Source organism: Bacillus sp. FSL M8-0166 (assembly GCF_038008825.1).
Classification (GTDB): domain Bacteria; phylum Bacillota; class Bacilli; order Bacillales; family Bacillaceae; genus Bacillus; species Bacillus safensis.
The window spans coordinates 426,041-439,469 of sequence record NZ_JBBOZZ010000001.1 but is presented as its reverse complement, the minus strand read 5'-3'; the positions used below and the strand labels follow the sequence as shown (position 1 = coordinate 439,469).

The 13,429-nt window shown below is 42.1% G+C and carries 15 protein-coding genes; 4 read left to right on the top strand and 11 right to left on the bottom strand.

The features are described 5' to 3' along the window. Positions 1-13: 13 nt before the first annotated feature. Together NSS92_RS02430 and NSS92_RS02425 are read right to left on the bottom strand one after the other, a co-directional pair. A complete protein-coding gene (locus NSS92_RS02430) occupies positions 14-718 on the bottom strand; it encodes an L-ribulose-5-phosphate 4-epimerase (RefSeq protein ID WP_268427921.1) in 705 nt (234 codons plus the stop codon). Beyond that, positions 712-2,337: a xylulokinase gene (locus NSS92_RS02425; RefSeq protein ID WP_340866841.1), complete on the bottom strand. Its 1,626-nt coding sequence runs from the start codon at positions 2,335-2,337 to the stop codon at positions 712-714. The genes NSS92_RS02430 and NSS92_RS02425 overlap by 7 nt, the downstream gene beginning before the upstream one ends. A gap of 273 nt (positions 2,338-2,610) precedes the next feature. Here NSS92_RS02425 and NSS92_RS02420 point away from each other — a divergent pair, with 273 nt between their 5' ends. Beyond that, complete coding sequence (locus NSS92_RS02420) at positions 2,611-3,699, top strand: GntR family transcriptional regulator (protein ID WP_340866840.1); 1,089 nt, start codon at positions 2,611-2,613, stop codon at positions 3,697-3,699. Between the two features lie 144 nt (positions 3,700-3,843). Here the strand turns inward: NSS92_RS02420 and NSS92_RS02415 are convergent, their stop codons facing one another. The 9 genes from NSS92_RS02415 to NSS92_RS02375 form a co-directional block, all read right to left on the bottom strand. After that, positions 3,844-4,569, bottom strand: a complete 726-nt coding sequence (locus NSS92_RS02415; protein ID WP_340866839.1) for a DsbA family oxidoreductase — start codon at positions 4,567-4,569, stop codon at positions 3,844-3,846. 141 nt (positions 4,570-4,710) lie between these two features. Beyond that, complete coding sequence (gene hxlB, locus NSS92_RS02410; protein ID WP_267587267.1) at positions 4,711-5,268, bottom strand: 6-phospho-3-hexuloisomerase; 558 nt, start codon at positions 5,266-5,268, stop codon at positions 4,711-4,713. Then, complete coding sequence (hxlA, locus tag NSS92_RS02405; RefSeq protein WP_024423080.1) at positions 5,265-5,897, bottom strand: 3-hexulose-6-phosphate synthase; 633 nt, start codon at positions 5,895-5,897, stop codon at positions 5,265-5,267. The genes hxlB and hxlA overlap by 4 nt, the downstream gene beginning before the upstream one ends. Before the next feature lie 280 nt (positions 5,898-6,177). Beyond that, positions 6,178-6,534, bottom strand: a complete 357-nt coding sequence (locus NSS92_RS02400) for a winged helix-turn-helix transcriptional regulator (protein ID WP_012010675.1) — start codon at positions 6,532-6,534, stop codon at positions 6,178-6,180. Between the two features lie 75 nt (positions 6,535-6,609). Further along, complete coding sequence (locus NSS92_RS02395; protein WP_340866838.1) at positions 6,610-7,479, bottom strand: alpha/beta hydrolase; 870 nt, start codon at positions 7,477-7,479, stop codon at positions 6,610-6,612. A 245-nt stretch (positions 7,480-7,724) separates the two neighbouring features. Next, entirely contained in the window at positions 7,725-8,072 is a 348-nt protein-coding gene (locus NSS92_RS02390) for a YxiJ-like family protein (protein ID WP_267587264.1), read from the bottom strand. Positions 8,073-8,165: 93 nt separating this feature from the next. Then, positions 8,166-8,753 (bottom strand): hypothetical protein, encoded by a 588-nt coding sequence (locus NSS92_RS02385; RefSeq protein WP_267587263.1) that lies wholly within the window; start codon positions 8,751-8,753, stop codon positions 8,166-8,168. 135 nt (positions 8,754-8,888) lie between these two features. Beyond that, complete coding sequence (gene blaBPU, locus NSS92_RS02380; protein ID WP_340866837.1) at positions 8,889-9,677, bottom strand: BPU family class D beta-lactamase; 789 nt, start codon at positions 9,675-9,677, stop codon at positions 8,889-8,891. Positions 9,678-9,802: 125 nt separating this feature from the next. Then, positions 9,803-10,966: an acyl-CoA dehydrogenase family protein gene (locus NSS92_RS02375; RefSeq protein WP_340866836.1), complete on the bottom strand. Its 1,164-nt coding sequence runs from the start codon at positions 10,964-10,966 to the stop codon at positions 9,803-9,805. A 144-nt stretch (positions 10,967-11,110) separates the two neighbouring features. On the opposite strand from NSS92_RS02375, the gene NSS92_RS02370 reads away from it, so the two are divergent. From NSS92_RS02370 to NSS92_RS02360, 3 genes are read left to right on the top strand one after another with little or no spacing between them, the layout of a single operon-like run. Then, positions 11,111-11,875 (top strand): amino acid ABC transporter ATP-binding protein, encoded by a 765-nt coding sequence (locus NSS92_RS02370; protein ID WP_445661627.1) that lies wholly within the window; start codon positions 11,111-11,113, stop codon positions 11,873-11,875. Continuing rightward, positions 11,872-12,732, top strand: a complete 861-nt coding sequence (locus NSS92_RS02365; RefSeq protein WP_267587260.1) for an amino acid ABC transporter substrate-binding protein — start codon at positions 11,872-11,874, stop codon at positions 12,730-12,732. Before NSS92_RS02370 ends, NSS92_RS02365 begins: the two co-directional genes overlap by 4 nt. Further along, entirely contained in the window at positions 12,729-13,427 is a 699-nt protein-coding gene (locus tag NSS92_RS02360; RefSeq protein ID WP_039180205.1) for an amino acid ABC transporter permease, read from the top strand. The genes NSS92_RS02365 and NSS92_RS02360 overlap by 4 nt, the downstream gene beginning before the upstream one ends. Positions 13,428-13,429 lie beyond the last annotated feature (2 nt).

Genomic DNA, 13,429 nt, shown 5'->3' with positions numbered 1-13,429 from the left:
ATCCCTCTTTTCTTTATCTTGAAGGTTTTTGTCCGTAATACGCATGCTTTCCATGTTTTCTTAAGTAATGTTTATCTAAAATTCGCTGCGGCAATGGCTCCGCAAATTCGTTTAATTGCTTGGCAAAAAGGTTCATCTTGGCGACTTCGTCTAAAATCACACTGTTTGTGACCGCACTTTTTGCATCTTTCCCCCACGTAAACGGACCATGACCTTGAAGCAATACACCCGGCACCGCCATCACATCTAGGTTTCTCTTCTCAAACGTTTCGATGATCAGCCGGCCCGTTTCTACCTCATAACCGCGATTGACTTCTTCTTCTGTTAGAAAACGAGCGCATGGAACGGCGCCGTAAAATGTATCGGCATGTGTTGTACCCATTGCTGGTAAATCAAGACCTGCCTGCGCCCAAACGGTTGCCCACATAGAATGGCTATGTGATATGCCGCCAATTTCCTCAAAGTGTTTGTAAAGAACTGCATGTGTAGCTGTATCTGACGAAGGGCTGAATTCTCCTTCCACCACTTCACCATCAAAGTTCACCACGACCATATCTTTTGCTGATAGTTGTTCATACGCTATGCCGCTCGGCTTAATCACAAACAAACCACTGTCACGATCACATGCACTGACATTGCCCCATGTAAATTTCACAAGTCCGTATTTTGGCAAATCTAAATTCGCTTGATACACTTCTTCTTTTAAGCGATCTAGCATACCGTCGTCACTCCTTTCTTTGGCATCAGATGCGCTACCGCCGCTTCTTCAATCGCAAGCCCCTCTTGATAGCGCTTTAAAAATTCGTCAAAGCCTTTGACATCGAGTGGATCGGGCTCCATGAGCTCTTCTGATGTATGGGCAAATACGCGATGGGTGAGAAATTCAGCCAATGTTTGCTGCTGATGATGAACCATATATGAAGCAAGGACAGCCATCCCAAACGCACCGCCTTCTCCCGCTGTTGAAACGACTGATACAGGTGTATTCAGCGCTGCGGCAACCATTTTTTGTCCAACGAGCGGTGTTTTAAATAATCCCCCATGCCCTAGTAAGCGGTCAATCACTACATGTTCCTGTTCCTTTAACCGGTCCATGCCTATTTTCATAGCACCAAAAGCGGAGAACAAATGGGTTCGCATGAAATTAGCAAGGTTAAAGCGGCTTTCAGGAGACCTGACAAAAAGAGGTCTTCCTTCTGGCAGTCTCGTAATATTTTCACCAGAGTAATAGCCATAGCTTAAGAGTCCGCCGCCATCTCGATCTGCTTCTAAAGCTTGCTGCAATAAGGATTCGTATAACTTTTCTGATCCCACTTGCAGTCCAAGTGCTTCAAATGCCTCTCTGAATATATTCATCCAAGCGTTTAGGTCACTTGTACAGTTATTCGCATGAACCATGGCAACTGGCAGTCCATCCGGCGTCGTGACAAGATCCACTTCTGGATACACACCTTTTAGATCCTGCTCCAGCACAATCATGGCAAAAACCGACGTCCCAACAGAAATATTCCCGGTCCGTCTTTCTACACTGTTTGTCGCCACCATTCCCGTTCCAGCGTCACCTTCCGGCGGGCAAAATGGAATACCTGGCTGCAAATGTTTTCCTTGATCCAAAATGGCTGCCCCTGCTGCCGTTAACACGCCAGCCTCTTCGCCTGCTAAATAGACACGCGGCAGGAGGTGGCGAAGCTTCCACGGATAGCCTTTTTCTGCAATCAATGCTTCAAATTGCTGGAGCATTTCTTCATTATAGTCCTTCGTTTCATCATCAATTGGAAACATCCCTGACGCATCGCCAATACCAATGGCCTGCTTTCCGGTTAACAGCCAGTGAATATATCCAGACAAAGTGGTCATATATTCTAATCGGGATAGATGTTTTTCCTCTTCTAATACCGCTTGATACAAATGGGCTATGCTCCATCTTTCTGGAATATGAAATTGAAATACGTCTGTCAGCTTTTGACTCGCCTCGATGGTCGCTCCGTTCCGCCATGTTCGGAACGGAACGAGAACCTCTCCTGTATGATCACACGCCACATAGCCATGCATCATCGCTGATACCCCGATTGAGCCAATGGTTTGAATGGTCACACCATACTTTTGCTCGGCCTGTTCTTTCATCTCTCGATACGCCACTTGCAGACCTGTAATGATATCAATTAAGTTGTACGTCCATATTCCATCCTGGAGAAAACTTTCCCATTCATATGCACCTTGTGCAATTGGCTGAAATTCCTCATCTATTAAAATCGCTTTAATTCGTGTTGAACCAAATTCAATGCCTAAAGATGTCCGTCCTTCTTTCAAGGCTTTGGCCGTCTCTTTGTGATTCACTCTACGTTCACCCCCATTTTTGATAGCGGTTTCAATTTTCTTTTTCTAGATTCATTGATTCTCTGGTACAATCACAATATAATATTTGTACGTACATATGTCAATAATAAATATAGTTGTACATACACAATGCGACAAAAACCTTCATTTTTTCTGAAGGGGTCGTGATAGAAAAGGAAAGCGCCTGTTTTTGATTCGACAACCATGTTAAAATATGTCCATACAATTTCTTCTCAATCCGAGTAGATGATCAACTGAGAAAGAAGTGAAACGATGAAAAAGAAGTACCAGATCATTATTGATGATATAAAAAGCAAAATACTCACAGGGGATTATCGGATCGGGGAGCGTATTCCAACCGAATCAAGCCTGCAAGACATGTATCAAGTGAGCAGACATACAGTTCGAAAAGCCATTTTGGAATTGTCCAGCGAAGGATTTTTGCGCAGCGAAAAAGGTTCAGGCACATTTGTGACCAATCAATATCAAACAAAACCTGCGGGACATGCACATATGAAAACGATTGGGGTCATTACAACATACATATCCGATTACATTTTCCCTTCTATCATTCGAGGCATTGAAAGCCGATTAAACGAAGAGAACTATTCCTTGTTACTGGCAAGTACAAATAACGATGTTGAGCAGGAGAAAAAAGCACTGGAAATGATGCTGTCTTTTGGGGTGGACGGACTTATTGTCGAGCCGACGAAAAGCAATTTATATAATCCAAACATTTCGTACTACTTATCCTTTAAAGAACAGGATGTACCGCTCATTATGATCAATGCCTATTATGAGCAGTTAGAGGTTCCTTTTCTCTGTTTAGATGATGTGAAGTCCAGCTATTTAGCCACAAAAGAGCTGATCTCCTCGGGACATCAGCAAATTGGGCTTATTTCAAAAACAGATGATTTACAGGGAAAATATCGGATGAAGGGCTATATTCAAGCGCTAGGTGAAGCTAAGCTTAATTTCCTGCCTGAGCATGTGCTTTTTTTCGATACAGAATCGAAGCAGCATTTGGGGGAGCAAATTTCCACATTCCTGATGGCGCACAGACATGAGCTGACCGCCCTTGTTTGCTATAACGATGAGGTAGGATTAGAAGTCGCCAGCGTATGCAGCGAAATCGGGCTGTCCATTCCAGATGATCTCTCGATTATTGGACAGGATAATTCGTATATTGCCCAGAAAAATGCCCATGTGAAGCTGACAACACTCACCCATCCTCAGGAGCAAATGGGCCGGGATGCAGCTGACTGGATGATTAAAAAAGTTCAAGGGAAAAAGAATCTCCCTGATCAAACGTTTTACGAGCCCGAATTGGTTCCAGGTGAAACGATCAAACGAATAAAATGAGCCCCTACTCCAAGTGGCTCATTTTATTTTAGATTCCAGCATAAGGCGTGAATGGGTCGGATGCTTGAAATGAAAGTGTTTCCCCTCATCCTTCATTAATCAAAAAAAAATCCCCATCTTATAAAAAGATAGGGAAAATGTCTATTACGCCTCTTCTTTAGGGGATGGCACTGCGCATACGCCATCTGCACATGCCGCTTCAAAAGAATTAGCAGCCACTTTCTCAGCTTGAGCTGCTTCTTCTTTCCAAGCCGTTTCAAGTGTACGCAGGAACGTATCTGCTGGCTGTGCACCAGCAACCGAATATTTATCATTGATCAAGAAAAACGGAACAGCATTGATACCAAGCTGTCTCGCTTCTTGTTCATCTTTTTGGACATGATCGGCAAATGCTTCGCTGCCCAAAACTTGCTGCACTTCCTTCTCATCAAGACCTGCTTTTTCTGCAATATCTAAAAGGGTTTGACGATCACCAACATGCTTTCCATCTGTAAAATACGCTTGAAACAGTTCTCCCATAACGAAATCGCCTTTCCCCATTTGACCAGCATATTGCGCCAATCGATGAGCATCAAAGGTGTTTGTCAACACGAGCGGATCAAATTGAAAATCGATTCCTTTCTCTTTGCCGGCCTGCTTCACCTGTTCATTCATCGCCATTGCCTGGCTGCGGCTCATGCCATATTTTTTGACAAGCATATCATGGACATCATAATCGATCTGGGTAGGTGCATGTGGATCAAGCTCAAAGCTTTTAAACTCGATCTCTACCTGTTCCTTCTCTGGGAATTGTTCAAGTGCTGTTTCCAGCTGTTTTTTTCCTATATAACAAAAAGGACAGGCAATATCTGACCAGATTTGTACTTTCATCTTCATCTTCCTTCCGTGTTTACGCTTTTTCTTTTAACGATGTAACAATTATAGTTACATCAAATCGGTTATGTCAAGATTCTGGGTTTGATTGAAATGAAAAAGCCTCTCCTTCTAAGAAAGGAAAGGCTTTGAAAATGACTATTCTAAATTTGCATGGTGACCGTACATTGTATGTGTATCGAGCTCTTTCATTTCCATTAACCGCAAAATGACCGCATCGTATGTCAAAAGAAGCAACTGCTCAAATAGTGAACCCATTGGCTGAATGGTATGATGGCTTCCTTCCTGTTGATCCTTCGGTGCACCCGGCAGTAAGATGACTTCATCTGCTAGATCAGCTATTGGTGACTCAGTTGAAAGCGTGAACGCTGCCACTTTTCCGCCAATTGCTTTTGCCTTTTTTGCAAGGACAAGCAAGGTCTCTGTTCGGCCAGAGCCGCTCCCCACAATCAAGAGATCCTCTTCTGTAAAGGAAGGCGTATTCGTTTCTCCAATGACGTAAGCCTTGACGCCAATATGCGTAAGTCTCATCGCAAACGATTTTCCCATCAAACCTGACCTGCCTGCACCTGCCACAAAGACTTTTTGCGCAGATAAAATACTTGTGACCAGGCGCTCTGCTTGTTCGTCTTGAATGGCTGACGAATGCTCAGAAAGCTCATTTAAAATGGCCTTCACATAGTCGCTGGTCTTCATGATTGTGCGATCAGCTGCTTCATTTGTGCCGCTACTTCTGCTTTATTGTCCTGGCTTGCGATACCGCCGCCGACAATGATTAAATCAGGGTTTAATTTCACGACTTCAGGTAACGTATCAAGCTTAATTCCGCCTGCAATCGCTGTTTTCGCCTGTTTAACCACTTGTTTTATCGTCATCAGGTCAGCAAATGAGTTTTGACCAACCGCTTGCAGGTCATAGCCTGTATGCACACAAATATAATCGACTCCAAGCGCATCCAGCTCTTTTGCACGGCCTGCGATATCTTTGATGCCAATCATATCAACTAAAATTTGTTTTCCTCTTGCTTTCGCTTCTTTCACCGCTCCTTGAATGGACATATCTTCTGCCGCTGCAAGAATGGTGACGATATCTGCTCCAGCTTCGGATGCCTGCTGCACTTCATAGCCGGCAGCATCCATAATTTTCAGATCAGCAAGTACACGTAAATTCGGAAAAGCCTGCTTGACTTCTTTTACAGCACGAAGCCCTTCGTTAATCACAACAGGTGTCCCAATTTCGACCACATCAATAGATGCTTCTACTTCTTTGATCAGCTCAATCGCTTCTGGTATATTCACTAAATCTAATGCTAATTGTAATTTCATCAACTTTCACTCCCGTTTTTCATCTCATCTTCAAGAGCTCCGCGGTTGATGCATCTTGAACGATGAAATGAGTATAACAACAGGATGGACGCAATCCAAGTACGCACTTTTTTTTTACATACTATACTTTTCCGCATATGGTTACAAAAAAGATACTGTCTTTTGGCCAGTATCTCAGCGTAAAGACAAACCCTCGCATTCGGTGTCAGGTCACGCTGAAAAGAAGACAAAGGGCTAAAATAAAGTTATTTTAGCCCTTTGCCTGCAATCGGTAGTCTTTCTATTTATCATCCTTTAAGAAATTGCTGTCGAGATATTGTTTTCCCCAATCATACATCGCCTCTAAAATCGGCATTAAGCTTTCTCCTAGTTCTGTGAGAGAATACTCAACCTTTGGCGGGACGACAGGATAAACCTCCCGGTGCACAATGTGATCTTCCTCTAATTCTCTTAGCTGATTGACAAGCATTCTTTGCGTAATCCCAGGCATTAACGACTTTAACTCACCAAAACGTTTTGTCCCTTCTCTGCCAAGGTGCCATAAAATCAGCATTTTCCACTTACCGCCGATAATATTCAGCGTCAGCTCCTTTTCGCAGTTGAACACTTTATTTTCCATTCGTGATGACAACGACATACACTCCTTTAATAACAAACCACTTAGATTTCATCATAACTGCAACAAAATGGATTGTCGAACATATGGTCTTCGTTATTGATTTTGTTTTTTAACAAAAGCCATCACAGCCTCTGTCATTTTTTGTGCTTCTTTTGGCGCTCTGTCTGATCCAAACCATTTGTTCAAGTCACTGTGGCTCAGCGTATGCACCCGAAAAACAAACCGAGAGCCTTTTTCATGATTCAGTTTTTCAGCAAATCGATACACTTCAGGATTTTCCCAGCCCGTGACCAAATAGACAGGCGGTACATTCTTTTGATTCATATAAGTGACAGGTGATGCCTTTGTCCAATTCTCCTCTTGTTTGCCAAAGACTTTTTTGTACGATGGGATGGCTTGTATAAATTGATTGAGGTTTAACGGCCCATCTAAAATCACGATGGAATTGATCGTTTTTGGCGACAGCCCCACACGTTTTAAGTAAGTCGAATCTGTAGCAACCAGCGCCGTCAAATGACCACCCGCTGAGTGACCCATAACATTGATTTTTGATGAATCGATTTGATATTCATCTGCATGATCCTTGACCCATTTGATGGCGTTTGCCGTATCATCTGCCATCTGCTCATAGTTGGCATCAGGGTGAAGCCTGTAATTCATCGAAACAAACACATACCCTTGACCAGTAAAATAATCAGCCTTTGAAGCGACTCTATTCTTATCGCCGCCTGTCCAGCCGCCGCCATGGAGATAGATCATCACTGGGTGCTTCTTCTTTTTGACTTCATCTTTGCCCTTTGGCATATACATATCGAGTGTTTGCTGTTTGTTTTGTGTGTTTGCATAATGGATATTGGTTGTCGGCTTAGGCTGGTTTAAACGGAACACAAAGAATGCGCATACCAACAAGCCAGTGATGACCGCCGCAAATAAGAGCCATTTCATGATTCGATTCAATGTCATTGCACCTTTCTGTGTTGGGATGGGGAAGCATGAGTAGCAGATATGTAGAGAAACTAGCACGATTCAATTTGATACTAGATTCATATGGGATGTGCCGGAGCAATACAATTGATAATCGTAATATTCATTATACTCCTTAAAGTAGTGAAATTCATTGATTTGCTCTAGATGGTTGACATCGAAATCAGGAATTAGAATCTGGATCTTTCATCTAAAAACCATGTCATAGTTTATCCTCCAAGAGGTTATTGTATAAATGCAATGATTCGTTTTCTTGTTTCCTCATGGTACTGGACGTAGGAATGTAATAAAGGATACGATTCAAGGATGTGTTGAAACGATTTGATTTGAGGGTATTGCTCTTCAAATGACTGACGTAGCACGTTTAATTGTTTTTTCGGTATTCGTTTATGATCGATCACATAACTTAAGCTGCCTGTCACAAGAGTGAAAAATTCATAAAAATCATCGGACCAAATACCTGTTTCCTCCTCAAAAGATACGATATCTTCTGGATAAGCGGAATGAAAACAATATTGATAGCGCTGCTTCAAATCATTGATTAATGCTGTTTTATCTTGGCTGATGTTCATGGCCTTATGCTCCTTATATATATAGATTACTGATAATCATTTCTTTGTCTATCATTAGTAATTGATACTTCCTAATTTAAACCACAAGTAACATTACGAATAATTTGATAGCAATTGAGTGAAATATTCATTGAATGTTTTTTGATCCTTCAATAACAGTTCTAACCAATTTGCTAAAACAGGATGATCCAGTGGTTTCCATCCTTCTTCTAATAACATTTTCTTTGCAGAATCTTTTGTTGATACCATACCTATTATACAAATTTCCATATCTCTATCTGCCCAAATCACCCACTGCAAAGAATGAGATAACCAAACCACAATGTTCGAGTTCGTAATTATATTATCCGCTATGGAATCTTTTGGATGCGTCCATAGTGCATTTACATAATCCTCACCTGAAATGTTCACACTCGCTTTCAGCCAATTATAATAACCAAACTCCTTCAAAAAGTGATCAACTGGATCTGGCTTAAGGACTGCGGTCAAAAATTCTCTATCACGTGTTGAATTTGATAACTCCTTGATTGTTGGTAAAATATCATCACTTAATGCCCAATCAAACTCTTGAAACAAAAAACAATCAAAATTCTTACGGAAGACTTGTTGTGGCAGCCTTTTATTTTGATCGAATACATGATCCACTAAATCTGATAGAACTTGAATTCTTTTTCTGAACAAATAAATAAGTGCTCAGGCTGGTTCAAGCAAAAGCCTCCTTTCTGCCATACTCATGTATTTTCCAATCTATTTCTAAAACTAACCCATATATCCTCAACTTATCAATATATCCCCTTTTTCATATAAAAAAGCACCCTAAACGGATGCTTCAATCAAATGATATTTCTTCAAAATACGATAGGTGATTTCTTTTGCTTCTATACCGGTGCCTTCAATATTTGTGGTGAAGATGTAGGTTTTGTTTTCATGTTTGATGAAGCCTGCGTACCAGCCGATACCTGAGCCGGAGCCTGTTTTTCCGTATAGGGTGGCATGTTTCTCTTCTTTTTGGATCATCATTCGTTTGACCGTTCTCATGACAGATAGGTCCAATGGGAGACTTTCTTCATATAGCTGTTTGAGGAAATGGACTTGTTCTACTGGAGAAATGCGCAATGAACTGCTTAACCAAAATTGATCGATTCCGCCAGATATGTCTTCATTCCCATAATGAATGGCTTTCACCCAATGATTCATGCGTTCTTCTCCGATGTCACGCGCCATGGCTTGATAATACCAGACGACTGAATCTCTCATGCCAGAGCCCAGTGTATGATCCTTATTCCAGTTATCAATCTCTCTTTTCACTCCGTCCCAATATTTGATGTCGTATTCATCTCTCACTGCGCCTGTTTGGAGTCCGATGAGGGCATTTGCCACTTTAAATGTCGATTGTGGGGCAAAGCGCTCGTTCGCTCTTTTTTTGTTATACACCCATGGGGATTTTTCTTTTACTTCTTGGATGACAAATGTGCCTTCCCGGTCTTTCATGAATTCATCTACTGACCATGCTGGAGATGTTCCCTCACTTGATGAAGGCTGGCCGATACAAAGTGCTATCAGCATGAAGCCTGAAAACAGCCATTTCATATGCTTTTTCTTCAAAAAAACCGCTCCTTTTCCTATGATTTCTATCGATTGTAGCATGCCTGAGCGATGAGACATAAGGGGCGCTTGTCCTCTTTTCTGCCAAATAAAAAAAGCCGGTTTCATCCGGCTTTCTGGTCATATTAGCTTTCTTTTTTCTCTTCAATGGCCTGCTTCGCGATTTTTGAAATCGTCATATCATCCATTGGCGGGTTATGGAGCCCAGCCCGGATATCTCGATAGTAACGCTGAAGCGGACAGCCGAGGCTTAAGCTTTTTGCACCGACTAAACGCATGGCTTTATCAACCACTTGCAGACTATGATTGACGACTGTATGCTTCACAGCACCGAATTCATTGATTAACAGTTCTCTTTTCTCAGGCTGTTCATACAATGTTGTCGTTGAATAGATGACGTGGCGTGCTTGCTTTAGTAGTAAATCAATTTCGCCAATCAGTGTTTGGACATTTGGCAGATCACTAATCGTTCCGCTGATACTGTTCGGTGAATGTGTGATGGCATACTGAACTGCATAATCTCTTGCCGCTTGAGCAATTCCTAAATAGCAGGAAGGAATATGTGCGATCCAAGGGTTTAACGTACCGCCCCGAGGTCCTTTTTGCACTTCAACAAGCATATCATCTGATACCACAACTTGATCTAAGATTAAATCATGGCTTTCTGTTCCTCTCATGCCGACAACATCCCATGTTTCTTCTATAGAAACACCTTCTGTGTCACGGTGAATTAAGAAGAATCCCATCGCCTCTTTTTCTTCGATCCATACGCCGACTAAAAAGTATGTGAGAGCTGGTGACATTGTTGTGAAAATTTTACGTCCATTGATCACCCAGCGATCACCTGATTTAATCGCTGTTGTCCCAGGCTTGCCGCCTCTTGTTGGGCTGCCTGTCTGCGCCTCACTCACAGCGCGGTTGACAAGGGCGCCCTTCTTCACTTCTTCCGCAAAGAATTGCAGCTGCTTCTCATTCCATAGTTTCTTTTCATAAATTTCACCAACAACTCCTTGGTGCCAGCCGATCGATAAGGCAGTCGCTCCGTCCATGCTGCCAAGCGTTTCTTGAAACAGAACCATATCCGTTACAGATTGACCCGCGCCTCCATATTCAGCGGGAAGAGACAGGGTTGTATATCCCATGTTTACTAATGATTCGATATTCTTTTTAGGAAAATAAGCGCCTTCATCATGTTTTTTTGCGTTTTGTTCGATCGTTTCACGAAGAGATTCCAGCTCATTGAGCCATGTTTTTTGAAAATCGGTATCAACAAATAATGCTTTAGACAAAACGTATCCAACTCCTCTGTTTCTCACAATCTATGATATCTCATTTTTCCAATCGGAATGAATAAAACACACTTTACTTATAGGATTTAATGTGTTAAATTTTATCAATATTAAGTACATCTGTCAAAGGAACGTGATGCTTTTATGATCTCAGCTACTAATCTACATAAATCTTATGGGCAGACCCATGTGTTAAAAGGCATTGATTTCACAGTACAAGAAGGTGAAGTGGTCGCAATTATTGGACCGAGTGGATCGGGAAAAACAACACTTCTTCGCAGTTTAAACAGCCTCGACATTCCAGACAAAGGAGAGCTGACTGTTGGAGAAGCCACGATTCAATTTGAACGATATCATAAAAAAGATCTTTTAAAACTAAGGCAGCAATCTTCCATGGTATTTCAACATTATCACTTGTTTCAAAATAAACGGGCACTTGAAAATATTACAGAGGGATTGATTGTGTCCCAAAACATGTCTAAAAAAGAAGCTGAAAAGGTTGGAGAGCAATTTTTAGCGCGGATTGGACTGCTTCATAAAAAGGATGCATTTCCGAGCGAATTATCTGGCGGCCAGCAGCAGCGGATTGGAATTGCCCGCGCTCTTGCGATGAATCCTGCGGTGCTTCTGTTTGATGAACCAACGTCCGCACTGGACCCAGAGATGGTCGGAGAAATCCTTGAAATGATCAAAGATATTGCAAGTCAAGGGATGACGATGGTCATTGTGACGCATGAAATTTCGTTTGCAAAGGACGTAGCGGATACGGTGATCTTTATGGCAGATGGGGAAATCGTTGAAAAAGGCTCACCAGAAGACGTCCTGATAAAGCCTCAGCATGAACGAACGAAACAATTTTTATCCAGGATTCATCGCGGAATGTGGCAAGGATCGGAGGAAGACATATGAAACAAAAGACAGCATTCATGACGGCTGGTGTCCTTCTGTTTCTCCTCTCTCTGATTGGCTGCAGCAGTGTAAAAACAACAACAGATGACGGGAAACAAATTGTGAAAGTCGCACTGAGCGCAGAGGTCAATCCACCCTTTTTAGCGACAAATGACCGAAACGAACCGATTGGCTATAACATTGATTATTTAAATGAAGTGGAAAAAAGACTTCCGCACATACATTTTGATTACATCTTTGGCGAGGAAGAATCCAATCTTATTGGTGTTGGCGCGGGGAAGTTTGAAATGGCAGCTAATTGGTTTTTCAGTAACCCTGAACGCGAAAAACGGTTTCTTTACCCTAAAGTTCCGTACGGCTATTCGATGACAGGATTAATTGTGAATGAATCAAACCGGGATATTCAATCGCTTGACGATATGACATCAAAAAAGCTCGCTCCTGTCAGTCCCAGCGGCGGATTGCGTTCAATATTAAATCAATATAATGAAGAACATGATCCAGATATTCCGCTGACAACCATTGAAAGCCCTTCAAATGAACTCAACTTAAAGCGTGTTGAAAGCGGACGGTCCGATGCGGCCTTTATGAATATTTCGACCTTCGATACCATTCAAAAGCATCTGAACCTAAAGGTCAAAGTGGGCGGGATCGTGTCAAAGGAGCCGATCTATCTTGTCTTACAGCCAAGTGAGAAGCAGCTTGCAGCAGATTTGGACCAGGTCACACAAGAGATGATTGATGATGGAACACTGCCTAAGCTTGCCAAAAAGTGGTTTGGAGTTGATTTCTTTCAAGATATTGACTACATCTCAGAGCAAGGCTATCAATATGAAGAAAGGAAGGAAGCGTCATGACGTTTACAGCTGGAGATTGGCTGCGGATCTTTTTACAGGTGCTTGAACGCCTGCCACTCACTTTTCTCATTATTGTAGTGTCATTGTTTTTTGCCATCTTGATAGGGCTTTTATTTGCATGCATTCGTATTAAGCAAATCCCAGTACTGAAGCAATTGGCTGTTGTCTATTTATCTTTTACACGAAGTACGCCATTAATTGTTCAATTATTCTTAATTTATTTTGGACTGCCTCAGCTTTTACTTGTGGCAGGAATTCAAATCAACCATTGGGATAGAGTGTTATTTGTGATGATGACGTTTTCTTTACATACTGGCGCTTATTTATCTGAAGTTTTTCGCAGTGCGTATTCGTCTGTTGGGAAGGATCAGCTGGAAGCCGCCTACATTGTTGGGATGACAGATACACAGGCCTTGATCAGGATCATTATCCCGCAGGCCTTTCTCATTGCCCTGCCAAACCTCGGAAATTACACCATTGATCTTGTGAAAGACACGGCGATTGCCTTTACGATCGGGCTCATCGATATTATGGGACAGGTGAAGATCATCTTAGGAAATAACTACGGAATCGGCATGTTTGAAGTGTATGTGATCATTGCGATTGTGTACTGGCTCATTTGTATGAGCATTGAACTAGTCACCATGCTGCTTGAAAAGAAATTTGTAAAAGGCCGCACCAGCCTGTCACGTTAAGG

What these genes read in the sequence shown, in the direction of transcription:
- NSS92_RS02430 (WP_268427921.1), bottom strand. Translation starts at nt 718, where the DNA reads ATGCTAGATCGCTTAAAAGAAGAAGTGTATCAAGCGAATTTAGATTTG.
- NSS92_RS02420 (WP_340866840.1), top strand. Translation starts at nt 2,611, where the DNA reads ATGAAAAAGAAGTACCAGATCATTATTGATGATATAAAAAGCAAAATA.
- NSS92_RS02415 (WP_340866839.1), bottom strand. Translation starts at nt 4,569, where the DNA reads ATGAAAGTACAAATCTGGTCAGATATTGCCTGTCCTTTTTGTTATATA.
- hxlB (WP_267587267.1), bottom strand. Translation starts at nt 5,268, where the DNA reads ATGAAGACCAGCGACTATGTGAAGGCCATTTTAAATGAGCTTTCTGAG.
- hxlA (WP_024423080.1), bottom strand. Translation starts at nt 5,897, where the DNA reads ATGAAATTACAATTAGCATTAGATTTAGTGAATATACCAGAAGCGATT.
- NSS92_RS02400 (WP_012010675.1), bottom strand. Translation starts at nt 6,534, where the DNA reads ATGTCGTTGTCATCACGAATGGAAAATAAAGTGTTCAACTGCGAAAAG.
- NSS92_RS02395 (WP_340866838.1), bottom strand. Translation starts at nt 7,479, where the DNA reads ATGACATTGAATCGAATCATGAAATGGCTCTTATTTGCGGCGGTCATC.
- NSS92_RS02390 (WP_267587264.1), bottom strand. Translation starts at nt 8,072, where the DNA reads ATGAACATCAGCCAAGATAAAACAGCATTAATCAATGATTTGAAGCAG.
- NSS92_RS02370 (WP_445661627.1), top strand. Translation starts at nt 11,111, where the DNA reads ATGATCTCAGCTACTAATCTACATAAATCTTATGGGCAGACCCATGTG.
- NSS92_RS02365 (WP_267587260.1), top strand. Translation starts at nt 11,872, where the DNA reads ATGAAACAAAAGACAGCATTCATGACGGCTGGTGTCCTTCTGTTTCTC.
- NSS92_RS02360 (WP_039180205.1), top strand. Translation starts at nt 12,729, where the DNA reads ATGACGTTTACAGCTGGAGATTGGCTGCGGATCTTTTTACAGGTGCTT.